The sequence below is a fragment of the Variovorax paradoxus EPS genome, from assembly GCF_000184745.1.
GTDB classification, from domain to species: Bacteria; Pseudomonadota; Gammaproteobacteria; order Burkholderiales; family Burkholderiaceae_C; genus Variovorax; species Variovorax paradoxus_C.
Map to the genome: position 1 here is coordinate 3,810,609 of NC_014931.1, position 23,665 is coordinate 3,834,273.

The window sequence follows — 23,665 nt, forward strand, 5'->3', positions numbered from 1 at the left end:
GAGTCCGAGCGCATGCCCGCCGTTTCATCCCGGGGCCGTGGCCGCCGGACGATCAACGAGATCAACATGGTCCCGTTCATCGACGTGATGCTGGTGCTGCTGATCATCTTCATGGTCACCGCGCCGCTCATCACGCCGAGCGTGATCAACCTGCCCTCGGTCGACCGCGCCAACAAGCAGCCCGACAAGCCCATCGAGATCGTCATCAAGAGCGATGACGAAGTGCAGATCAAGAAGGACCCGTCCACCGGCAGCACGGGCAATACCTCCATTCCCATGACCCAGATCGGCGCTGCCGCCAAGCAGGCGCAGGGCGGCGACGCCCAGCGTCCGGTGGTCATCAGCGCCGACAAGTCGGTGAAGTACGAAACCGTCGTGAAGGCGATGAACCAGCTCAAGCGCAGCGGCATCGAGCGCGTGGGCCTGTCGGTCACGACCACGGGCGGCAAATAAGGCATGTCGCTCGCACTGGATCGCCCCGAGTTCGCGCCGCCCCCGCAGCGCGGCACGCCGCGCGCCGTCGTGCTCGCCCTCATCGCGCATGCGCTGCTGATCGCGGCGCTGACGTGGGGGGTGCGCTGGCGCAGCGACGCCGACGAAGGCGCTGTCGATGCGGAGCTGTGGTCCTCCACCGTGCAACAGGCCGCGCCGCGCCTGTCCGCACCGGAGGCGCCGACGCCTGCGCCCGCGCCGCCTCCGCCTGCTCCCACGCCACCGCCGCCTCCGGCAGCCAAGGCGCCCGAGCCCGCACCCGCGCCGAAGGCTCCCGACATTGCCCTGGAGCGCGAGAAGAAGCTCAAGGAGCAAAAGGAACAGAAAGAGCGCGAGCTCGAACAGCAGCAACAACAGCAAAAGAAGAAAGAGCTCGAAGCCAAGCAGCGCGCCGAAGACGAAGCCGAGCGCAAGAAAGAGCAGCAACAGAAGCTCGCCGAGCAGAAGAAGCAGCAGGAAGCCGAGGCCAAGCAAGCCGAAGCCAAGAAGGCCGAGGCCGCCGCGAAGCAGGCCGCCGCCGACCGCGCTGCCACGCTCAAGCGCATGCAGGGCCTGGCGGGTGCGAGCGGCGCCGACGATTCGAAGGGCACGGCCCTGCGGTCTTCGGGTCCGTCGAGCGGCTATGCCGGACGCATCGCCGCCGCCGTGCGCCCGAACATCACCTTCCCCGATGCCGACACGGTGAACGGCAACCCGGCCGCCGAGTTCGAGGTGAACCTCGCGCCCGACGGCACCATCGTCGGCGTGAAGCTCACGCGCTCCAGCGGATTGCCCGCCTGGGACGAAGCGGCCGAGCGCGGCCTGCACAAGACCGACAGGCTGCCGCGCGACACCGACGGGCGCATCTTCCCGTCGCTGATCGTGTCGCTCAGGCCCAAGCGCTGATTCACGCCAGTTCCGGGCCGCCTTTCGCAAGGCTGCCCGGAACTCCGTTGTTGCCGCGCTGTCTACCCGCGCACAACAACAGCCGGGCTCCGTGCCCGCACAAGAGCGCAAGATGAAATCCACCGGTCGCATCCGCTACGGGAGCAGTCCGCTGCTCGCCAGTCCCACCCCCGTCTGGCGCAGCAAGTTCATCGTGGCCAGCATCGCCTTCGGCTTCGTGCTGCTGGCCGGCCGGGCCGCCTACATCCAGGTCTTCAACCACGACTTCTTCCAGCACCAGGGCGAGGTGCGCTACCAGCGCACGCTGGAGCTGCCCGCGAACCGCGGGCGCATCCTCGACCGCAACGGACTGATCCTCGCCTCCGACATTCCGGCGCCCAGCATCTGGGCCATTCCCGAGGACATCGAGCGCGACGATCCCGCCGTGCAGGCCAAGTTGAAGCAGGCCGCCAAGCTGCTCGGCATGCCGCAGAAGGAGTTCGACAAGAAGCTGGAGGACGAGGACAAGAGCTTCGTCTGGATCAAGCGCCAGGTCGACACCGCCATCGGCAAGCAGATCGCCGAACTCGGCATCAAGGGCATCTACCTGCGCCGCGACTACCGGCGCCAGTACCCCGAGGGCGAGGCGGCCGCGCACCTGGCGGGCTTCACCAACGTCGAAGACACGGGGCAGGAAGGCGTCGAACTGGCCTTCAACAGCGAACTGGCCGGCAAGGCGGGCTCGCGCCATGTCATCAAGGACCGCCTGGGCCACATCGTCGAGGACACCGAGGACCAGGTGCCGCCGACCGACGGCCACGACATCCAGTTGAGCATCGACGACCGCGTGCAGTTCGTCGCCTACGAGAAGATCCGCGATGCCGTGGTCGCCAACAAGGCCCGGGCCGGCAGCGTGGTGGTGGTCGATGCGGAAACGGGCGAACTGCTCGCCATGGCCAACTACCCGAGCTACGACCCGAACGACCGCCGCAACCTCACCGGCGAACAATTGCGCAACCGCGCGATGACCGACGTGTTCGAGCCGGGCTCGACGATGAAGCCGATCACCATCGCCACCGCGCTGCAGCTCGGCCGCGTCACGCCGCAGACCATCATCGACACGAACCCCGGTCGCATCACCGTCACGGGCGCGACGATCCACGACGACGAGAACTTCGGCGTGCTCACGGTGCAGGGCGTGATCCAGAAATCGAGCAATGTGGGCGCCACCAAGATCTCGCAGCGCATGACGGCGCAGGAGATGTGGAACTCGTTCACCTCGCTGGGCCTCGGCCAGAAGCCGCAGACGCCCTTCCCCGGCGCGGTGACCGGGCGCCTGCGGCCCTGGAAGTCGTGGCGGCCGATCGAGCAGGCCACCATGTCGTACGGCTACGGCCTCTCGGCGTCGCTGTTCCAGATCGCGCACGCGTACACGGCCTTCGCGCACAACGGCGAAGTCATCCCGGTGGGCCTTTTGAAAAGCACGAACACCGAGCCGCCCGGCGTGCAGGTGTTCTCGCCGCAGGTCGCGAGCGAGGTGCGCAAGATGATGCACATGGCCGCCGCGCCCGGCGGCACCGCGCCGCTCGCGCAGACCGATGGCTACTCGGTCGGCGGCAAGACCGGCACCGCGCACAAGCAGGTCGGCAAGGGCTATGCGAGCAACAAGTACCGCGCCTGGTACACCGGCATGTCGCCGATCGACAAGCCGCGCATCATCGTCGCGGTGATGATCGACGAGCCCGGCGCGGGCAAATACTTCGGTGGCCTCGTCGCAGCGCCGGTCTTCAGCCAGGTGGTCCAGCAGACGCTGCGCATCCTGAACGTGCTGCCGGATCTGCCGGTGGCCTCGATGGCGCATTGATGGCGCATTGATGGCGCGCTGGTTCACCTCGCTCGTTTAGGATCGTCGGCACCTCATTGCCGGCGCTCCTGACATGGTCGATTTCCCTCCTGCCGTTCGCCTCGAAGACCTGACCCCGCTCCCCTACCAGCAGGCCCTGGCCGCCCACTTGCAGGCGAACGAGCCCGAAGTCTGGCGCTGGGCCGCCTCCGCCGAGGCGCGCGAGGAGCACGCCGCGGCGGTGCGCGCCGACCTGCTGCGCAATTCGTACCGGCTCGATGCCGATGCCCACCCCGAGCTGCATGCGCATTGCAACGCGGCGGTGCAGCGCCTGGGCATCACGGCGCGCGTCGCGCTCTACCAGGCGGGCGACGGCACGATGAATGCCACGCTCTACTTCCTGCCCGGCGAGGCGCACATCGTGCTCTCGGGTCCGCTCATGGAGCGACTGCAGGGCGCCGAGCTGCAGGCCGTGCTCGGTCATGAACTGGCGCACTACCTGCTGTGGGAGCGCGAGGGCGGCAAGTACCACGTGGTCGACCGCATCCTGCAGGCCGCGGCCGCCGATTCGCGCGCCGACGCGAGCCACCTGCACGCGGCGCGCCGCTACGGCCTCTACACCGAGGCCTTTGCCGACCGCGGCGCCTGCATTGCCTGCGAGGCGCTCGAGCCCGCGGTGACCGCGCTGGTCAAGGTGCAGACGGGACTGAACCAGGTGAACGCCGCGAGCTACCTGCGGCAGGCCGACGAGATCTGCGCCGCGCCCGAACTCCAGACCCGCGGCACCAGCCACCCCGAGGTGTTCGTGCGGGCGCGGGCACTGCGGCTGTGGACCGAGCGCCAGCCCGAGGCCGACGAATGGCTGGCCGGCGCGCTCGAAGGCCCGCTGGACATCGCCACGCTCGACCTGCTCGGGCAGCAGCGCGCCGATGCGCTGACGCGGGAAACCATCGCTCAGTTGCTGCAGCGGCCCTTCCTTCAGTCCGATTCGCTGCTGGCCCATGCGCGCCGCTTCTTTCCGAACTTCGCGCCGCCCTCGGCGCCCTTGCCACCACCCGCCCCGGTGCCGGCCGGCGTGCACGACTACCTCGCGAGCGTGCTGGTCGATTTCGTCGCAGCCGACCCCGACCTCGATGACATCACGCTCGCCGCCGCACTCGGCCTCGCCGAAGCGATGGGTTGCGCCGCGCAGCTCGAAGAGCGCGTGGTGAAGGACATGCGCTTTCCCAAACGCAGCCTCACCCGCGTGAAGCGCGATGCGGTCACCTTGCTTGAAAAGGCAGCCGCACAACATCTGCAAAGCGCATCCGCATGAACGCCGCCATCGCTCCCCTGCTGCAACTGCTGGACACCGCCGACACCCACGGCGGCCTGCAGACCGACGACGTGCTGAGCCTCGTGCTGCCGCTGCTGCGCGAAGTCTCCGCATTGCACGAGCAAGGCAAGGTCGCCGCGCTCGGCAGCGCCTTCGCTTACCGCGTCAACGACACGCCCGCGCTTGTCCTCGCTCAGCCCGAAGGCGCCGAGCCGCGCCAGAACCGCGCAGCCATCGCACCGCTCGAAGCGCCCGCCGCCTCGGTGCTGCGCGTGGTCGGCGAACACCGCATGACGCTCGATGCCGACGAAGGCGTCTCGGTCGAGAACCTCGCGCTCATGGCCGACGCCGCGCCCGACGCGCTGCCGACGCGCCCCGTCTACCTGCCCGGCTACACCGCGTGGGAATTGCGATTCGCACATCACGACGCGCTGACCGACATCCTCTGCCTCGGCCAAGTGCTCGCCAGCCTTTCGTGCGGCCTCGACTTCACCGACAGCGAGGAACTCGGCCGCTTCGTCGCGAACCGCGCCAACCTCTTCGCGCTCAACCGCCGGCTGCATCCGGTGGTGGGCGCGGTGATCGGCGAGATGACCGCGCTCGATCGCCACGAACGCGCGCGCGACCTGCCCTCGGTGATTAGCCGGCTCGAGACCTACCGCGACCAGCCGCTGGACCTGGGCCTCGACCGCATCGCACCCGCGAAAGACGGTGCAGGCCAGCGCCGCCAGGCGATCCGCGTGCACCTGCGCGATCGCTTGTTCGATCTCTCGCGCCGCAACCGCCTGCTGCACTTCAAGCCGAGCCAGACGCATGTGAACCTCACGGTGGCGAGCGTGCCGCTGGTGGTCGACATCAAGAACATCCGCGTCGACCAGCTCTGCGTGTGGGACGGCCGCTTCGCGAGCGACATCGCCACCTGCGACCCCGTGCCGCTCGCGCGCTGGCTGCGCTTCGAAGACCAGCCCTACCTGCCGGGCGCGCTCGACCGCATCCTGCAGGAGGCGCGGCGCGACCGCTCCGAGTACGGCTTCTCGCAGCTCTCGCTGGTCATCGCGTTCCTGCGCTGGCACAACCTGAAGGAAGGGGAAGCCGAGCGGGCCGAGCGCATCGCCTCGCCGCTCCTCATGCTGTCGGTCGAGCTCACGCGCAAGAAGGGCGTGAAGGACCAGTACCTGCTCGAAGCTGCTTCGAGCGAAGCGCAGGTGAACCCGACGCTCAGACACCACCTGCGCCAGCTCTACGGCATCGTGCTGCCCGAGAGCATCGACCTGCGCGAGACCACCATCGAGCAGTTCCACGCCCAACTGGCCGCGCAGATCGCCGCGACCGAACCCGGCGTGCAACTGCGGCTGGTGAAGCAGCCTGAGATCGAGCTGATCCACCAGCGCGCCCGCCAACGGCTCGAGCAGTTCAAGCGGCGCACCCGCGTGCGCAACCCCGGCGCGCAGCCGGTGGCGGCGCAGGACTTCAGCTATGCGAAGGACGACTTCCGCCCGCTCGGCCTGCAGCTCTTTCACAGCAAGGTGCGGCCGGTTCCGCTGACCCTGCGCGATGCGGTCGGCGCACGGCCCTTGCCGCGCGCGCCGCAGATGGCATCGACCGCCGCACAGACCGAGCAGCAGACGTATTCGTTGCACGAGAGCACCGGCAATCCGTACCAATGGGATGTCGACCTCACCTCAGTGACGCTCGGCAACTTCAACCACCGCAAGATGTCGCTGGTGCGCGACTACTCGGCACTGAGCGAATCGGAAATCGCGAGCGACGCCTTCGACCGCGTGTTCTCGCTGCAGCCGCGCCAGGTCGATGCCGAAACGCCCGCCGCGCTACCGCTCGCCGACCAGTGGCCCGTGGTGCAAGCCGATGCCACGCAGACCGCCGCCGTGGCGCTCGCGCGCACCGGCACCAGCTACATCATCCAGGGGCCGCCCGGCACGGGGAAGTCGCAGACCATCACCAACCTCATCGCCGACTACGTGGGGCGCGGGCAACGGGTGCTGTTCGTCTGCGAGAAACGCGCCGCCATCGACGTGGTGTTCCACCGGTTGCGGCAGCAGGGACTGGACGAGCTGTGCTGCATGATCCACGACTCGCAGGGCGACAAGAAGGCCTTCGTGCAGAACCTCAAGAAGACCTACGAGCACTGGCTCGCGGCGCCCGAGGAACTGGATGCGGAGACCCGCGAGCGCACGCAGCTCGTCGACACGATGGATGCCGACCTCAAGGCGCTCGAACGCTTCGATGCCGCGATGCGCGATGTGCCCGAGCACCTGGCCGTGGCGGTGCGCACGCTGATGGCGCGGCTGATCGCGCTCAAGCCGCACGATCCCGCTTTGACACCGTTGCAGGCCGAGGCCCTGCCCGCTTTCGCTGCCTGGCGCAAACATGAGGACCTGGTTGCGCGCTTGCACCTCGCGGTCACCGAAAGCCTGGGCGTGCCGTATCTGTCGGCGCATGCGTTCGCGCAACTCGCGCCCGTGTTGCTGCGGCAGGAGCGGCCGCTTGCACGACTGGTCGACCTCAGTGATCGCGCGGCGGAGCAGACCGGCCCGCACCGCGATGCATTGACCGACGCCTGGCCGCCGCTGGGCGATGCGCCCACGCTCTGGGGCGACGCGCTGGCCGTGGTGGCCGATGCTCGCCGCGTGGCTGCGCTCGCGGCGCGCGGGCATCTCTCGCTGCTCGACACTGCGCACCCGGCGAGCCTCGCGTTCGGCGAAGCGATGGCGCAGCGCCGCGCGTTGCAGCAAGTCCTGAACGAAGCCGCGGCACGCACCAGCCATTGGAAGGACAAGTTCTCGCCAGGCGACACCGAAGCCGGCCTCGCCCAGGCCAAGGCGCAGCAGGGTTCGCTGCTGCGCTGGCTCCAGCCCTCGTGGTGGCGGCTGTCGGGCGAACTCAAGCGCCGCTACGACTTCGCCAAGCATGCGGTGCGTCCGCAACCGAGCCAGGTGTTGGAAGAACTGCTGGCCGAGCACACGGCCCGCGCGGCGGTCGGCAAGCAGGCCGCGCAGATCGAGGCCACCTACGGTTGCAGCGACCCCGACGACTTCGTGCAGCAGCTCGATGCCCTGCGCCGTGGCGATGCCAACGGCAGCGGCGTGCGTGCAGCCTTCCACAAGCACTTGCGCACCGAGCCCGGCGCGAGCCGCAACGTCGAACGGCTGGCCGCCCTCGGCGAGCGCACCGACGCGCTCGATGCCCTGTGGCACGACCTGCTCGACGACCCGGCCGCGCAACCGCTGGGCTCCCTCGAAGCACTCGCCCGCACGCTGCGCGAACAGGCCGACACCCTGCCGACCGTGCTGCCGCACCTGCAGGAACTGGCCGATGCCGACCCGGCCCTGGCCAAGGCCCTGCGCACGCTGCCGCTCGCACCCGACGCCATCGAATACGCCGTCGCGCGCGAAGGCCTGGAGCGCGTCTACCGCACCGAGCGCTGGCTGCCGCGCTTCGACAGCGCCGCGCTCGCGCGCCATGCGCAGCGCCTGGCCGAGGGAGAGCGCAAGCTGCTCGACCGCAACGCCCGCACGCTCGCCGCCGCGGTGCGCCAGCGCTTTCGGGAGCACGTGCGCACCAGCGCCCTCCCCGCGAGCCAGCTCGACGCTGGCGGCAAGCTCTTCAAGAAGAGCTACAACGCGGGCCGGCGCGAGCTCGAACACGAGTTCGGCAAGACCATGCGCTACAAGGCGATCCGCGAACTCGCCTCGGGCGAGACCGGGCAAGTGGTGCGCGACATGAAGCCGATCTGGCTCATGAGCCCGCTCTCGGTGTCCGACACGCTGCCGCTCGCCGCCGACCTCTTCGACGTGGTGATCTTCGACGAGGCGAGCCAGATCCCGGTGGAAGAAGCCGTGCCCGCGCTCTACCGCGCGCCGCAGATCATCGTGGTGGGCGACGAGATGCAGCTGCCGCCGACGAGCTTCTTCTCCTCGGGCCGCGACCCCGAGGACGACACCGTCTCGGTCGAGGACGAAGGCGACCGCATCGCCGTGGTGCTCGACGCCGACAGCCTGCTGAACCAGGGCGCGCGCAACCTGCCGGCCACGCTGCTCGCCTGGCACTACCGCAGCCGCTACGAGTCGCTCATCGGCTTTTCGAACGCGGCCTTCTATGCGGGCAACCTCTTCACCATTCCGGACCGGAGCCTGCCTTCGGACGCGCGCGACGAGATCCTCGTGCAGTCGCGCGCGCCGACCGAAGAATCAGTCGCCGCGAATGTAGACACCCTGCTCTCTCGCGCCATCAGCTTCCACCGCGTGACCGATGCGGTGTACGAGAACCGCATCAACGACGGCGAGGCGCGCCACATCGCACAGTTGGTGCGCGAGCTGCTGAAACGCGAGACCGGGCGCAGCCTGGGCATCGTCGCGTTCTCCGAAGCGCAGCAGACCGAGATCGAGGCCGAACTCGACGCGCTGGGCGCCATCGACACCGACTTCGCCGCGCGGCTGGAAGCCGAGTACGTGCGCGAGGAAGACGACCAGTTCTGCGGCCTCTTCATCAAGAACCTGGAGAACGTGCAGGGCGACGAGCGCGACATCATCATCCTGAGCATCTGCTACGGCCCGAACCCCGAGGGCCGCATGCTGATGAACTTCGGCCCGATCAACCAGCGCGGCGGCGAGAAGCGGCTCAACGTGATCTTCAGCCGCGCGCGGCATCACATGGCGGTGGTCTCGACGATTCGCCACGAGGCGATCACCAACGACCACAACGAAGGCGCCGCGGCGCTCAAGCAGTTTTTGCGGTATGCGGAGTGTCTGTCGCGCGGCGATTCGGCGACCGCGCGGCGCGTGCTCGAAAGCATGAACCCGCTCACGCGGACGAGCGGTGCGCAGCATGCCCGTGCGGACGAGGTGACGGCGCAGCTTGCGGCCGCGCTGCGTGCGCGCGGCCATGCGGTCGACGAACAGGTGGGACAGTCACGCTTTCGCTGCGACCTCGCGCTGCGGGCGCCGGAGGCCGGGCACTACGCGCTGGGCATCCTCGTGGACACCGCGACGCACTACGAGAACCGCAACGTGCTCGAGCGCTATGTCTCGCGCCCGCGCGTGCTCGATGCGTTCGGATGGCAGGTGGTGCAGGTGCTCGCCAAGGACTGGCTGCATGCGCCGGAGGCCGTGCTCGAGCAGATCGAGTCAGCCTTGCGAACCGGCCGTTCGGGCTGAGCCTGTCGAAGCCCTGCGCAGCACTTCGACAAGCTCAGTGTGAACGGGGGTTATCGATTCCCCCGGCCGGAGCCGCCGCCGGAGATCAGCGCACCAGGCTCAGCCGCTTGACGTCCAGCTCGGCCTTGTTGCCGACGAGGTCCTTGTCGAACTCGCCCGTGATCTCGACGCGCACCTTGTCGTCGATCTTCACGCCGGCCGGGAAATGCTTGGCATCGATCTCCACCTTCATGCGGCCGCTGTCGTCGGCGAAGGTGTAGTGCTCGCCGCCATCGTGCGAGACGATGAAGCCGCGCAGCGTGGCGTGCTGGTCGTCCTTGCCGGTGTCCAGCAGTTGCTTGACCGTCATCGTCGGCACGGTGCTCGGGCCGGCGTACTGGGCGAAGGCGGTGGACATCGCCAGCGACATGCCGAGCGCGAGCGCGGCGGTCTTCAGGGTCTGGGTGCTCTTCGTGGTCTTGGTCTCAATCTGGGTCATGGCAATCGTTCCTCCTTGAACGGCTTGGTTGTGAAGAAACAGATGGACGCCAGAGGCGCCCAAATGTTCCACGACCCTCGAAACCCAGGGGCCATTCACTCGTAGACGATCAGCGCCTTGCCCGCCTCCGCCTGCGCCGTCCAGCTCGCGAGCGCGGCATCGGTCGGGAAGAACTTGGCGCGCTCGCCCAGCTGCAATTCGACCTGTGCGCCGCCGCGCGCCATCGACAGGCGCACCGGCAGGCCCTGCACCAGGTCACCGACTTCCGTCTGCTCGGTGCGCGGCGGAAAGTCCTTCACCAGCCGCGCGATGTCCGGCGCCTTGCCGTTCACCGCCACGCGCAGGAACTTGCCGAAGCGGCAGCGCGCCGTGGCGAGGTCCCACACCTGCTGCACCTGGAAGCGCGCCTCGAAACCGCCGCGCGCGGGTTGCAGCCGGCCGCTCACGATGACGAGCTCGTCGTCCTTCAGCGTGTTGCGGTTGGCGTTGATGAGCGCCTCGTCGGCCGTCGCGTCGATGGACTCCGACTTGTCGTCGAGCTTGAAGATCGCGAGCCGCCCGCGCTGGCCGTTGATCACGCGGAAGTCGCTCACGATGCCCGCGATGACCTGCTGGTCGCGGCTGTCGAGCAGGTCGCCAATCTCGCGCTTGCAGAAGCGCCGCACCTCGTGCGAGACCTCGTCGAACAGGTGGCCCGAGAGGTAGAAGCCAATGGCGGTTTTTTCGAGCGTCAGCCGCTCCTTCACGCCCCACGGTGTGGCATCGACCAGATCAGGTTCGGCCGTGGCCGAGCCGTGCTCCGCATCCCCGAAGATGTCGACCTGCGCGGCATTGGCGGCCGTCGCGCTGGCGAATTCGAAGGCGCGGTCCACCGAGGCGATCAACGCTGCGCGGTTCTGCTGGATCGCATCGAACGCGCCAGCCTTGATGAGCGCCTCGACCGTGCGCTTGTTGATGCGCTGGCGGTCGATGCGCACGCAGAAATCGAACAGGCTCTTGAACGGCCCGCCCTCTTCGCGCGCCCGCACCACCGCCTCGACCGCGAGCTGGCCCGTGCCCTTGACGGCGCCGAGGCCGTAGCGGATCACCTTGTCGGTGACCGGCTCGAAGCGGTAGTTGCCGCGGTTCACGTCCGGCGGCTCGAAGGTGATGCCGAAGTTCTTCTGGGCGTCTTCGAACAGGAGCTTGAGCTTGTCCGTGTCGTCCATTTCCACGGTCATGTTGGCGCAGAAGAATTCGGCCGTGTAGTGGACCTTGAGCCAGCCCGTGTGATACGCGAGCAGCGAGTACGCGGCGGCGTGGGACTTGTTGAAGCCGTAGCCCGCGAACTTCTCCATCAAGTCGAAGATTTCGTCGGCCTTGTCCTGCGGGATGCCGTGCGTGGCGAGGGCGCCCGCGCGGAATTTCTCGCGGTGCTCGGCCATCTCCTCGAGCTTCTTCTTGCCCATCGCGCGGCGCAGCAAGTCGGCGCCGCCGAGCGAGTAGCCGCCCAGGATCTGCGCGGTCTGCATCACCTGCTCCTGGTAGACCATGATCCCGTAGGTCTCCGAGAGCATCTCGGCCACGGCCGGATGCGGGTACTCGACCTCTTCGCGGCCGTGCTTGCGCGCCACGAAGCTGGGAATCAGGTCCATCGGACCCGGACGGTACAGCGCGTTCAGCGCGATCAGGTCTTCCAGGCGCGTGGGCCGCGCGTCCTTCAGCATGCCCTGCATGCCGCGCGATTCGAACTGGAACACCGCTTCCGTCTTGCCTTCGGAGAAGAGCCGGTAGGTGGCCGCGTCCTTCAGCGGAATGTTCTCGAACGCGAAGTTCTCCTGGCCCTTGTGGCGCGCGACGATGAAGTCCTTGGCGATCTCCAGGATGGTGAGCGTGGCCAGGCCCAAGAAGTCGAACTTCACGAGGCCGATGGCTTCGACGTCGTCCTTGTCGTACTGGCTCACGGCCGAGTCGCTGCCCGGCTGCTGGTAGAGCGGGCAGAAATCGGTGAGCTTGCCCGGCGCAATGAGCACGCCGCCGGCGTGCATGCCGATGTTGCGGGTCATGCCTTCGAGCTTCTGCGCGAGCTCCACCAGCATGCGCACTTCTTCTTCCTTCTCGATGCGCTGCGCGAGCTGCGGCTCCATCTCGATGGCGTAGTTGTTCTTGTCGCCCTCGATCTTTTTCTCGGGCGGGTACTGCAGCGTGACAGACATGCCCGGCTTGTTCGGAATCAGCTTGCTGATGCCGTCGCAGAACATGTAGCTCATGTCCAGCACGCGGCCCACGTCGCGGATGGCGGCGCGCGCGGCCATCGTGCCGAAGGTGGCGATCTGGCTCACGGCATTGCGGCCGTACTTGTCCTTCACGTAGTCGATCACGCGGTCGCGGTTGCCCTGGCAGAAGTCGATGTCGAAGTCGGGCATCGAGACGCGTTCGGGGTTCAGGAAACGTTCGAACAGCAGCTTGTATTCGAGCGGGTCGAGGTCGGTGATCTTCAGCGCATAGGCCACGAGCGAGCCCGCACCCGAGCCCCGGCCCGGGCCCACGGGGCAGCCGTTTTCCTTGGCCCACTTGATGAAGTCGCCCACGATCAGGAAGTAGCCGGGGAAGCCCATGTTCAGGATCGTGTTGATCTCGAACTCCAGGCGCTCCACATAGCGCGGCCGCTCGGCATCGCGCTTGGCTGCGTCGGGGTAGAGATGCGCGAGGCGCACCTCCAGCCCTTCGAACGACTCTTGCCGGAAGAAGTCGTCGATCGGCATGCGCACGCCTTCGCTGACGAAGGGCGTGGGGAAGTCGGGCAGTTGCGGCTTGCCGAGCACCAGCGTCAGGTTGCAGCGCTTGGCGATTTCCACCGTGTTGGCCAGCGCACTCGGCACGTCGGCGAACAGCGCCTGCATCTCGGCGGTCGACTTGAAGTACTGCTCTTCGGTGAACTTGCGCACGCGGCGCGGGTTGCCGAGGATTTCGCCTTCGGAAATGCAGACGCGCGCCTCGTGCGCTTCGTAGTCCTGCCGTTCAGCGAACTGCACCGGGTGCGTGGCGACCACCGGCAGCTTCAGCCGGGCCGCGAGCTTCACGGCGGCGATGACATGCGGCTCGTCTTCGGGACGGCCCGCGCGCTGCAGTTCGATGTAGAAGCGGTGCGGGAACATGCCCGCCAGCTTCAGCGCCAGCTCGGCCGCGCGCTCGCCCTGGCCCTGCAGCAGCGGCACGCCCAACGGCCCCGCCTGCGCGCCGGACAGCGCGATCAGCCCACCCGAAAGCTCTTCGAGCCATTCGAGCTTGCAGGCCGCCTGCGACTGGCCGCGGCCCACGTTCTGCGTCCAGGCGCGTGCCAGCAGTTCGGACAGGCTCAGGTAGCCCTCCATGTTCTGCACCAGCAGCACGAGGCGGGTGAGAACGCCGGGCTCCTTGCCCAGCCCCTCGATGAAGATTTCAGCGCCGATGACGGGCTTGACGCCCTTGCCCCGCCCCTGCTTGTAGAACTTGACCGCCCCGAACAGGTTGTTCAGGTCGGTGATGGCCAATGCGGGCTGCTTGTCGGCAGCGGCGGCCTTGATGACTTCGTCGATCCGGTTGGTGCCGTCGACGACGGAAAATTCGGTGTGCAGGCGCAGGTGAACAAACATCCCGCCATTGTAGAAACCGGCACCTTCACGATGTGGGTTGGCAATCCCTAAATCGCCCCGCCGGCAAGGGAAAGACCGCGGCGGCCCGCATCCGGCCCGGCGGCGCCACCTAGAATCGCGCCCCGTGCAAGAGATCCTGAACATCGCGGCCTACAAATTCGTGGCCATCCACGACAGCCCCGAGCTGCGTGAAGACCTGCGCGCCCGCACCCAGGCGCTGGGCCTCATGGGCACCATCCTGCTGGCGCCCGAAGGTATCAACCTGTTTCTGGCGGGCACTGCCGACGCCATCCACACCTTCCTTGCCGACCTGCGCGCCGATGCCCGCTTCGCCGACCTGGAGACCAAGGAAAGCTGGTCCGAAACGCAGCCATTCCGGCGCATGCTGGTGAAGCTCAAGCGCGAGATCATCCGCATGGACCATCCCGCCATCCAGCCGGCCGCCGGCCGCGCGCCCGGCGTCGACGCCCTCACCCTCAAGCGCTGGCTCGACCAGGGCCACGACGACGAAGGCCGCGAGATCGCATTGCTCGACACGCGCAACGACTTCGAAGTCGACGAAGGCACCTTCGACGGCGCAATCGACTGGCGCATCACCAAGTTCACCGAATTCCCGCCCGCGCTCAAAGCGCATCGCGCCGATTTCGAAGGCAAGACCGTGGTGAGTTTCTGCACCGGCGGCATCCGCTGCGAGAAGGCCGCGATCCTGATGCGCGAAGAAGGTGTGGAGCACGTGCTGCAGCTCGAAGGCGGCATCCTCAAATACTTCGAGGAAGTCGGCGGCGCGCACTACCACGGCGATTGCTTCGTGTTCGACGGCCGGCGCGCATTGGCGCCCGACCTGAGCGCACGCGCGGCCGATGCCAGCGCGCGTGCGTCGGAAGACATCGACCTGGGCCGCGGCCTGAAGAAATAACCGGCACCAAGCGGCACTCACCGGCAATCCCTCATGCGCATCCTCCTGGTGGAAGACGAACTGGACATGGCCTCGTGGCTCATCCGGGCGTTGACCCAGAGCGGCTTCGTGGCAGACCACGCACCCGATGCGCGCACCGCCGAAGCCTTCATGGCCGGCACCGAATACGATGCCATCGTGCTGGATCTGCGCCTGCCCGACAAGCACGGCCTGAGCGTGCTGGCCGACATGCGCGATGCCGACGACCGCACGCCCGTGCTCATCCTCACCGCGCAGGGCGCGCTGCAGGACCGGGTGCGCGGCCTGAACCTCGGCGCCGACGATTTCCTCACCAAGCCCTTCGAGCTGGTCGAGCTCGAGGCGCGCCTCGCGGCGCTGGTGCGGCGCAGCCGCGGCAAGCAGCATCCACGACTGCAGTGCGCCTCGCTCTCGTACGACAGCGAGAGCCACGCCTTCACGCTGCGCGGCACGCTGCTGTCGCTCACGCCGCGGGAGCAGGCCGCGCTCACCGCGCTCCTGATGCGCAGCGGCGCGCCGGTCGGCAAGTCGCAGCTCTTCGCCAAGGTGTTCACCAACGACAGCACCGCCGGCCCCGACGCCATCGAGGTGGTGCTGCACCGCCTGCGCCGCAAGCTCGCGGACAGCGACGTGCGGATCGTCACCGTGCGCGGGCTGGGCTACATGCTCGAGGGCATTGCCGATGGACCCGCAGGCTCCGCCCCGCCCACCGCGGTCTGAACCGCAGCGCTTCGGCATCCGCGCGCGCCTGCTCGCGCTGCTGCTGCCAGGCATCGTCGCGCTGCTGGCGCTGGACAGCTGGAACGACTACCGCACGCTCACCGATTCGCTGGTGGTCGCCTACGACCAGAGCCTGCTCGAACCGGTGCAGGCGCTGGCCAACGGCATCGTGGTCGCGAGCGACGGCAGCGTGCGGGTGCAGGAGGCCTTCTCGGTGCAGGCGATGTTCGAGTCCACGCACCTGCGCTACAAGTACCTGCATGTCGGCGTGCAGCGCATTCCCAAGGGCGGGACGCTCGACCCCAATGCGCCCGAAGAAACGCTCATGGGCGTGCCCGGCCTGCCCCGCCCCGCACAGACGCCGGCCGACGGCACGCCGGTGTTCTACGACGCGGTGCACGAGCAGCACCCGGTGCGCGTGGCCGCACTGCGCCAGACGGTCTACGACAACACCCGATCGGGGGCCGCCGCGTACAGCGTGCTGATCCAGGCCGCCGAAGGCACTGGTCCGCGCCTGCAGGCCCAGAACGATTCGCTCAGGCAGGAACTGCTGCGCGACGCGCGCATGGTGCTGGTGATGGCCGTGCTGGTGTGGCTCGGCGTGGCCTGGACGCTGCGGCCGCTGGAGCGCCTTCGCCGGTCCCTGCGCGAACGCCCGCGCGACGACCTGAAGCCGCTCGACGCGAGCGGCGTGCCCCAGGAGGTGGTGCCGCTTGTGGACGCGGTCAACCACCACATCGCGGACCACCGGCGCATGGTGGCGGAGCAGTCGCAGTTTCTGGCCGATGCCTCGCACCAGCTGCGCACGCCGCTGAGCATCCTGTCGATCCAGGCCGGCTACGCGGTGCGCGAGACCGATCCGGCGCGCATGCGCGAATCGCTGCACGCGATCGTCGCGCAACTCGCGCGCACGCGGCGCCTGAGCGAGCAACTGCTGGCACTCGCGCATGCAACGACCGAAGAGGAGGTCGCAGGCGCCGAGCCCGCGGTGGTCGACCTCAGCGACATCGCGCGCGCCGTGGTGCTGCAGTACCTGCCGCTCGCACGCGAGCACGACCAGGACCTGGGCTGGGTCGATGCGCGCGGCGAACCGGAAGGCGAAGACGAACCGCCGCCCTTGCCCGTGAAGGCCAACGGCGCCGAGTTGCACGAGGTGCTCGCGAACCTTGTGCACAACGCCATCAAGTACACGCCGCGTGGCGGCAACATCACGGTGACCGTGCGGCGCGAGGCCTCGCATGCGCTGGCCGAGGTGTGCGACAGCGGCCCGGGCATCGCGCCCGAGCGGCGCAACAGCGTGTTCGAGCGCTTCCATCGCGACCCGTCCACCGACGCTGCCACAAAGGGCGCGGGCCTCGGTCTCACCATCGCGCGCAGCTATGCGCGGCGCAACGGCGGCGAGATCGAACTCGACAGTGCCGACATGCCTGAGAGCGCCAACGGCGGCGGCCTCCGCGCGATCCTGAAGCTGCCGCTCGCGGCCGGTTCCTCCTAGGGTTTTCGCGGGTAGCGCTGTAAGCAATTACACGTATTTTGAGCTTCGCGAGCCCTCCGAAGCCCTCGTCGAAAGGCGATTGAAAGCCTCGATTCCTAGACTGCGCTCCTTCCAAATCGAAGGAGACTCAATGCACCCGCACGGTGAAGATCCGGCCTCGCACGCGCTTCGGCCCGCCCCCAAATTCAAGAAGGATTACTATGGCGGCGCGTTGCTCGTGGTCATCGGCCTCGCGGCCGTCTATGCCGGTGTCGGTTACCGCGTCGGCGAGCTGGCGCACATGGGACCGGGCTTCTTCCCGGTGGCGCTCGGCGGCCTGCTCGCGCTGACCGGCCTGCTCATTGCCCTGTCCGCGCGCGGCGACAAGCCCTCGAGCGGCGAAGAGGCCGCTTCGCACGGCCATCCGGGCGGCATGCCCGACCTGCGCGGCGGCATCTGCATCATCGTGGGCATCCTGTCGTTCCTGCTGCTGGGCGAATACGGCGGCCTGCTGCCGGCGACCTTCGCCATCGTGTTCATCTCGGCGCTCGGCGATCGCGACAACACGCTGACCGAGGCGCTGCTGCTGGCGCTCGCGATGTGCTTCATCGCGGTGGTGGTGTTCTGGTGGGCGCTGAAGCTGCAGCTGCCGTTGTTCCAGTGGGGAGGCTGAAATCATGATCGGTCAATCGCTCCACGATCTCTGGTTCGGCTTCGGTGTCGCGTTCCAGGGCTCCAATCTCCTGTGGTCGTTCTTCGGCGTGCTGGTGGGCAACCTCATCGGCGTGCTGCCGGGCATGGGCGCGCTGCAGGCCATCTCGATCCTGCTGCCGCTCACCTACGCGATGCACCCGGTGCCCGCGATCCTGATGCTGGCGGGCATCTTCTACGGCTCGCAGTACGGCGGCGCCATCGGCGCCATTTTGATGAACATGCCCTCGCACCCGCCGCACGCGGTGACCTGTCTCGACGGGTATCCGATGACCAAGCAGGGCAAGGGCGGCGTCGCGCTCGGGGTGACGATGATCGCCTCGTTCTTCGCGGCATCGGTCGGCATCATCGTGATGATCTTCGCCTCGCCGCTCCTGGTGCAGATCGCGTTCAAGTTCGGCCCGACCGAGATCTTCTCGATCATGCTGCTGGGCCTGCTCGCAGGCTCGACCATGTCGCGCGGCTCGCCACTCAAGGGCGTGGCGATGACGATCTTCGGTCTCCTGTGCGGCGTGGTCGGCACCGACGTGAACAGCGGCAGCTTCCGCTTTGCCTTCGGCCTGCCCGAGCTGAGCGATGGCCTCGAACTGGTGGCCATCTCGATGGGCCTCTTCGGCGTGGCCGACTTCCTGCTCAACGTGAACCGCATGAAGGCCATCGGCGACACCGGCACGCTCAAGCTGAGCGACATGCGCCCGAGCAAGGAAGAATTGAAGCGCGCCTTCCCCGCGATGATCCGCGGCACCATCGTCGGCACCGTGTTCGGCGCCATGCCCGGCACCGGCCCGACCATCACCACCTTCATCGCCTACGCGCTGGAGCGCAAGGTGTCGAAGACGCCCGACAAGTTCGGCACCGGCATGATCGAAGGCGTGGCCGGCCCCGAGGCCTCGGCGCACTCGAAGACGCAGGTCGACTTCATCCCGACGATGAGCCTGGGCATTCCAGGCGACGCGGTGATGGCGTTGATCCTCGGCGCGCTGCTGATCCAGGGCATCCAGCCCGGCCCGCAGCTCATCACCGAGCATCCGGACATCTTCTGGGGCCTGATCGCCTCCTTCTGGATCGGCAACGTGATCCTGGTGATCCTGAACGTGCCGATGATCGGCGTGTGGGTCAAGCTCCTGAAGGTGCCCTACAAGTACCTGTTCCCTGCCGCGATGTTCTTCATTGCGACGGGCGTGTACAGCACGCAGAACAGCCTCTTCCAGATCTGGGAAGTGCTGGTCTTCGGCATCGTCGGCGCCGTGCTGATGACGCTGGAGTTCTCGGTCGCGCCGATCTTGCTGGGCTTCGTGCTCGGGCCGATGGTGGAAGAGAACTTCCGCCGCGCGCTGCTGCTCTCGCGCGGCGACATGTCGGTGTTCGTGACGCGGCCGATCAGCGGCACCTTCATCGGGCTGTGCGTGCTGCTGCTGGCCGGTGTGGGCTTCTCGGCATGGCGCGGTCGCGCGGGGCGCAAGGCAGTGATCGAACTGCCGAAGGCGCCCGATGGCGCACCGCCTGCCGAGGCCATCTCGCTCGGCGGCAAGTAAGCCGCGCGAGGCAATCACCCAAAGCAAAAGGGCCCGATCAGTCGGGCCCTTTTTTCGTTCGAACTTCCAGCTTTTATTTGAGCTTCTGCGCGAACGGCAACATGCGTTCGCCGTCGGCTTCGGTGAACACCACAGCCGGCGTGAGGCCCACATAGCGCCCACCTTCGTGCGGCCGGGCTTCCACGAGTTGCAGGCCGACGAGCTTGCCGCTCTTCACGTAGCGGGTCTCGATGTAGATGCCCGTCTGGCCCTTCCTGTTGATCGGCAGCGCTGCGACTGCAGCGTAGTCGTCGGTCTTGAGCAGGTGGGTGAGCCGGTCCTTCAGGTGGTAGTCGTACCAGGCTTCCTCGAAGACCATCGACTCGCCGGTCTGCACATGCTTGAGCATGATCACCAACTGCCGCTTGAAGAGATTGAGCTCCTTCATGAGGAACTCGAAAAGATCGCCGTATTCGCCCGGTGCAACCTCGGGGGTTCGGAAAACTGCCATGTGCCTTGCTCCCTTTCTGGGATGTCGTTGGGACGGCGATCCCCTCGATCGCCGTTTGCGGGGCGCAGCTTACTACCCGTGTGTGAAGGTGAGTTCGGGGCGGCGATCACGCCCTGGACAAAGAACGAACAGAGATCAAACAGGCGTAGTGCCCGTATCCGGCTCGCGCACACCAAAGGGCTTGCCCGGCAGCGGAATGAATTCGGTCTCGCCGGGCACGTGGCCCATGCGCTGCGCAGCCCAATCAGCACCCGCTTCGAGAATGCGCTCGCGCCGGCTCGAAACGAAATTCCAGGTGATGTAGCGCGGACCGTCGAGCGGCGCGCCGCCGATCACCATCAGTCGCACGGCAACATCGGACGTCAGCACCGCGCCCTGCCCATCGGGCAGCACCGCCATCGTGTGCGTGGGGATCGCCTCGCCGTTGACGCGCGCGTCGGCATCGACGGCGTAGATGGCCAGCTCGGGCGCCAGCGCAGGCAACTCGAAGCGGCCACCCGCAGGCAAAGCGATGTCGAGGTAGACCGTCTGCACCAATGTCTTCACCGGCGAGCGTTGGCCGAAGGCCTCGCCCACCAGCACGCGCACTTGGGCGCCCTGCTCCACCACTTCGGGGATGGCGCTGGCCGCCGTGTGCTCGAAGCTCGGCTCGACCTCTTCATGCGCTTGGGGCAACGCGGCCCAGAGCTGCAGCCCGTGGTTCACGTAGGTGTCGGCCTTCAGGCGCTCGGGCTTGCGTTCGGAGTGCACGATGCCGCGCCCCGAGGTCATCCAGTTGATTGCGCCGGGCAGGATTTCCTGCACGCTGCCGAGGCTGTCGCGATGCATCATCGCGCCCTCGAAAAGATAGGTGACCGTCGCGAGGCCGATGTGCGGATGCGGCCGCACGTCGTGCTCGGTGCCGGGCTTCTCGGTGGCCGGTCCGAAATGGTCGAAGAACACGAAGGGCCCGACCGAGCGGCGCTGCGCGGCGGGCAGGAGGCGCCTCACGTTGAAGCCACCGCCCAGGTCCTTGTCGTGCGGTTGAAGCAGTTGGGGCAACTGAGTCTGGGCGTTGGTATCGGTCATCGTGAGGCTCCGTGGGTGGCTGGGTTTTATCCGCGCGATCTTGCCACTGCCGCAATGCGCTCGCCGAATGCGCGGGCGGTGTCGAAGTCGCCCTTGAACATCTCCGCCGGGCTCGCGTCCGATGGCGATTGCGTCAGCAGGCCGCCGTAGCCGCCCACGTAGTTCATCGACTCGCGCGTGGCGGCCTTGTTGTTGGTCGGCAGGATGCCCATGCTGACCCAGATGCCGCTGTGCTGCATCGCGAGCGTCCACAGGTACGCCATGGTCGTGACCTTGTCGCCGTTCATGGTGGCGCTGTTGGTGAAGCCGGCGAAGAGCTTGTCTTTCCAGCCCTGCGTGTACCAGACCTTCGACGACGCATCGGCGAATTTCTTGAACTGCCAGCTCACGCCGCCCATGTAGGTCGGCGAGCCGAAGACGATGGCGTCGGCGGCGGCCAACGTTTCCCAGCCGCCTTCGGGCAGGTTGCCGTCGGCGTCGATGGCGAGCAATTGCGCGCCGGCCGATTCGGCCACGGCTTGCGCGATCCGTTGGGTGTGGCCGTAGCCGGAATGGAAGACGACAACGATGTTTGCCATGTTCGGGTGCTCCTTGTGTTTGGGTTCAGGGGTGGATCAGCGCTTGTCGATACTGAAACGACCGGGGCCAAAAGCGGCGAAAGCGAGCAGGCCGCCGGCGATCGCGATGTTCTTGTTGAAGTTGATCTGCTGCATCATCTTCATCGCATCGGGCACTGCCCAGTACTTGTGGAAGAACAGCGCGGTGGCCACGGTGAAGATCGCCATTGCAATGGCGGTCCAGCGGGTCTTGAAGCCCAGCAGCAGCGCAATGCCGAGGCCGAGTTCGACCACGATGGCGATCACGGCGGCCACTTCCGGCAATGGCAAGCCCACCGAGTTGATGTAGCCCACGGTGCCCGCGAAGCCCATGAGCTTGCCGATGCCAGCGGGGATGAACAGGTATGCGATCAGGATGCGGCCGATCAGCGCCAGGGTGTCCTGGGCAGCGTTGGGGGTGGTGGTGGTTGCCATGATTGAAAAACTCCTCGGTTGTTGAAATAGAAACGGGACAGGGGAAAACAAAAAGCCGGGCGACAGGCGCCCGGCGGTGGATCAAGCGGTCAGGTCGAACACCAGCACTTCAGCGTCCTTGCCGGCGCCCAGCGTCAATTGCGATTCGCCTTCGAGCATCGCGGCGTCGCCGCCCACGAGCTTCTGGCCGTTCACTTCGAGTTCGCCGCGCACCAGGTGCACGTAGCTCTTGCGCGCCGGGTCGAGCGCCAGGCTGGCTTTTTCTTCACCGTCGAGCAGTCCGGCGAAGAGACGCGCATCGGCATTCACCTTCACCGAACCTTCGCTGCCATCGGGCGATGCGACCAGGCGCAGCTTGCCGCGCTTCTCGGCATCGCTGAACTGCTTCTGCTCGTAGCCCGGGGCAATCCCGCGCACGTTGGGCTCGATCCAGATCTGCAGGAAGTGCGTGGTCTCGTCCTTCTTGTGGTTGAACTCGCTGTGCATCACGCCGCGGCCGGCGCTCATGCGCTGGACGTCGCCCGGCGGAATGGATTCGATGTTCCCCATGCTGTCCTTGTGGGCCAGTTCGCCCGAGAGCACATAGCTGATGATTTCCATGTCCTTGTGGCCGTGGGTGCCGAAGCCGGCGCCCGCCGCCACGCGGTCTTCGTTGATCACCCGCAGGTTGCCGAAGCCCATGTGGGCCGGGTCGTAGTAGCCGGCGAAGGAAAAGCTGTGGAACGAGCGCAGCCAGCCATGGTCGGCATAACCGCGTTCCTGTGATTTACGGACTTGCAACATCGTCAGACTCCTTTTGGCCGTTCCCCGTGGGGATGTTCTGGCCTTCTTCGTATGCCGCGCCGGATGCGCAGCGGATGTGAAGAACTTTAGGCCCGCACCCCCGAGTGAAAAGCGCCGGGTTTTGATGGCATCATTCAAATTTTTTGATCAATCGATGGAGCCACCATGCCCAGCGCCAGAGACGTACTGACCCCCGACGCGCTTGCCATGCTGCAGACCGTGGCCAACACCGGCAGCTTTGCCGGCGCGGCGCGCGCGCTCAACCTCGTGCCGAGTGCGTTGAGCTACCGGGTTCGGCAGATCGAGGACGCGCTCGACGTGCTGCTGTTCGACCGCAGCGCGCGCCAGGCACGCATCACCGAGGCCGGCGCCGAGCTGCTGCGCGAATCGGCGCGCCTCTTGAACGAGATCGACGCGGTGGCCAATCGCGTGAAGCGCGTGGCCACGGGCTGGGAGCCGATGCTGACCATCGCGGTCGACAGCGTCATCGCGCGCGATCCGCTGCTCGACCTGGCCACCGCCTTCTTCGCGCTCGAGCCGCCCACGCGGCTCAAGCTGCGCGACGAGACGCTGCTGGGCACCATCGAGGCGCTGACCAGCGGCGAGGCCGACCTCGCCATCGGTGCCGTGCTCGATGCCGCGAGCCTCGCCTTCACGGCCACCGGCATCCGCAGCCGGCCCATCGGCGAACTGTGCTTCGTGTACGCGGTGGCACCGCACCACCCGCTCGCGCGCCTGCCCGAACCGCTGACCGATGAGGTGCTGCGCCAATATCGCGCGGTCGCGGCCGCCGACTCGGTGCGCAGCGGGCCGAGCATGACGGTGAATCTTGTCGGCGGGCAGGACGTGCTCACCGTGCCGAGCATGCAGTTCAAGCTGGCCGCACAACTACATGGGCTGGGCGGCGGCTTCCTGCCCGAGCCGATGGCGCGGCCGTACATCGAGGCGGGCCACCTCATCGAGCGCAAGACCGAACGCACGCCGCCGCTGGGCACCATGCATTGCGCATGGCGCGTGCGCAGCGCGGGCGGGCCGGGGCGTGCGCTCGAATGGTGGCTCGCGCAGTTCGAGCACGAGGCCACGCGGCGCGCGCTGCTCGAGCGGCATCGGGGACGCTGAGGAAACACCTAAGGGTCAGT

Annotated in this window: 18 protein-coding genes; 11 read left to right on the top strand and 7 right to left on the bottom strand. The window is 67.3% G+C overall.

Features of this window, described 5'->3' with window-relative positions; all coding sequences use genetic code 11:
• Positions 1 to 12: 12 nt before the first annotated feature.
• The 5 genes from VARPA_RS17635 (at position 13) to VARPA_RS17655 (ending at position 9,688) form a co-directional block, all read left to right on the top strand.
• Positions 13 to 453 (top strand): ExbD/TolR family protein, encoded by a 441-nt coding sequence (locus VARPA_RS17635; protein ID WP_013541941.1) that lies wholly within the window; start codon positions 13 to 15, stop codon positions 451 to 453.
• 3 nt (positions 454 to 456) lie between these two features.
• On the top strand, positions 457 to 1,377 hold the full coding sequence (locus VARPA_RS17640) for a cell envelope integrity protein TolA (protein ID WP_013541942.1): 921 nt from the start codon (positions 457 to 459) through the stop codon (positions 1,375 to 1,377).
• Positions 1,378 to 1,489: 112 nt separating this feature from the next.
• Positions 1,490 to 3,220 (top strand): peptidoglycan D,D-transpeptidase FtsI family protein, encoded by a 1,731-nt coding sequence (locus VARPA_RS17645; RefSeq protein WP_013541943.1) that lies wholly within the window; start codon positions 1,490 to 1,492, stop codon positions 3,218 to 3,220.
• Positions 3,221 to 3,293: 73 nt separating this feature from the next.
• On the top strand, positions 3,294 to 4,514 hold the full coding sequence (locus VARPA_RS17650; protein WP_013541944.1) for a SprT-like domain-containing protein: 1,221 nt from the start codon (positions 3,294 to 3,296) through the stop codon (positions 4,512 to 4,514).
• Positions 4,511 to 9,688 (top strand): AAA domain-containing protein, encoded by a 5,178-nt coding sequence (locus VARPA_RS17655; protein ID WP_013541945.1) that lies wholly within the window; start codon positions 4,511 to 4,513, stop codon positions 9,686 to 9,688. Before VARPA_RS17650 ends, VARPA_RS17655 begins: the two co-directional genes overlap by 4 nt.
• Positions 9,689 to 9,773: 85 nt before the next feature.
• Here the strand turns inward: VARPA_RS17655 and VARPA_RS17660 are convergent, their stop codons facing one another.
• A complete protein-coding gene (locus tag VARPA_RS17660) occupies positions 9,774 to 10,166 on the bottom strand; it encodes a YgiW/YdeI family stress tolerance OB fold protein (protein WP_013541946.1) in 393 nt (130 codons plus the stop codon).
• A 95-nt stretch (positions 10,167 to 10,261) separates the two neighbouring features.
• Positions 10,262 to 13,780, bottom strand: coding sequence for a DNA polymerase III subunit alpha (gene dnaE / locus VARPA_RS17665; RefSeq protein WP_013541947.1), 3,519 nt, complete (start codon positions 13,778 to 13,780; stop codon positions 10,262 to 10,264).
• A 124-nt stretch (positions 13,781 to 13,904) separates the two neighbouring features.
• Here dnaE and VARPA_RS17670 point away from each other — a divergent pair, with 124 nt between their 5' ends.
• From VARPA_RS17670 to VARPA_RS17690, 5 genes are all read left to right on the top strand, one after another.
• Positions 13,905 to 14,696: a sulfurtransferase gene (locus tag VARPA_RS17670; RefSeq protein ID WP_013541948.1), complete on the top strand. Its 792-nt coding sequence runs from the start codon at positions 13,905 to 13,907 to the stop codon at positions 14,694 to 14,696.
• Positions 14,697 to 14,729: 33 nt separating this feature from the next.
• Entirely contained in the window at positions 14,730 to 15,434 is a 705-nt protein-coding gene (locus VARPA_RS17675; RefSeq protein ID WP_013541949.1) for a response regulator, read from the top strand.
• Positions 15,397 to 16,929, top strand: coding sequence for a sensor histidine kinase (locus VARPA_RS17680; protein ID WP_013541950.1), 1,533 nt, complete (start codon positions 15,397 to 15,399; stop codon positions 16,927 to 16,929). The genes VARPA_RS17675 and VARPA_RS17680 overlap by 38 nt, the downstream gene beginning before the upstream one ends.
• 130 nt (positions 16,930 to 17,059) lie before the next feature.
• On the top strand, positions 17,060 to 17,581 hold the full coding sequence (locus VARPA_RS17685) for a tripartite tricarboxylate transporter TctB family protein (RefSeq protein ID WP_013541951.1): 522 nt from the start codon (positions 17,060 to 17,062) through the stop codon (positions 17,579 to 17,581).
• Between the two features lie 4 nt (positions 17,582 to 17,585).
• A complete protein-coding gene (locus tag VARPA_RS17690) occupies positions 17,586 to 19,154 on the top strand; it encodes a tripartite tricarboxylate transporter permease (RefSeq protein WP_013541952.1) in 1,569 nt (522 codons plus the stop codon).
• A gap of 73 nt (positions 19,155 to 19,227) precedes the next feature.
• Here the strand turns inward: VARPA_RS17690 and VARPA_RS17695 are convergent, their stop codons facing one another.
• From VARPA_RS17695 to VARPA_RS17715, 5 genes are all read right to left on the bottom strand, one after another.
• The gene (locus VARPA_RS17695; protein ID WP_013541953.1) at positions 19,228 to 19,644 is read right to left on the bottom strand and encodes a hypothetical protein; all 417 of its coding nucleotides are present in this window, start codon (positions 19,642 to 19,644) and stop codon (positions 19,228 to 19,230) included.
• A 135-nt stretch (positions 19,645 to 19,779) separates the two neighbouring features.
• Positions 19,780 to 20,712: a pirin family protein gene (locus tag VARPA_RS17700; protein ID WP_013541954.1), complete on the bottom strand. Its 933-nt coding sequence runs from the start codon at positions 20,710 to 20,712 to the stop codon at positions 19,780 to 19,782.
• A gap of 26 nt (positions 20,713 to 20,738) precedes the next feature.
• Positions 20,739 to 21,290: a flavodoxin family protein gene (locus VARPA_RS17705; RefSeq protein WP_013541955.1), complete on the bottom strand. Its 552-nt coding sequence runs from the start codon at positions 21,288 to 21,290 to the stop codon at positions 20,739 to 20,741.
• A 36-nt stretch (positions 21,291 to 21,326) separates the two neighbouring features.
• Positions 21,327 to 21,794 (bottom strand): DoxX family protein, encoded by a 468-nt coding sequence (locus tag VARPA_RS17710; RefSeq protein ID WP_268741612.1) that lies wholly within the window; start codon positions 21,792 to 21,794, stop codon positions 21,327 to 21,329.
• 30 nt (positions 21,795 to 21,824) lie between these two features.
• Complete coding sequence (locus VARPA_RS17715; protein WP_013541957.1) at positions 21,825 to 22,526, bottom strand: pirin family protein; 702 nt, start codon at positions 22,524 to 22,526, stop codon at positions 21,825 to 21,827.
• Between the two features lie 165 nt (positions 22,527 to 22,691).
• Here VARPA_RS17715 and VARPA_RS17720 point away from each other — a divergent pair, with 165 nt between their 5' ends.
• The gene (locus VARPA_RS17720) at positions 22,692 to 23,645 is read left to right on the top strand and encodes a LysR family transcriptional regulator (protein WP_013541958.1); all 954 of its coding nucleotides are present in this window, start codon (positions 22,692 to 22,694) and stop codon (positions 23,643 to 23,645) included.
• Positions 23,646 to 23,665: the final 20 nt, after the last annotated feature.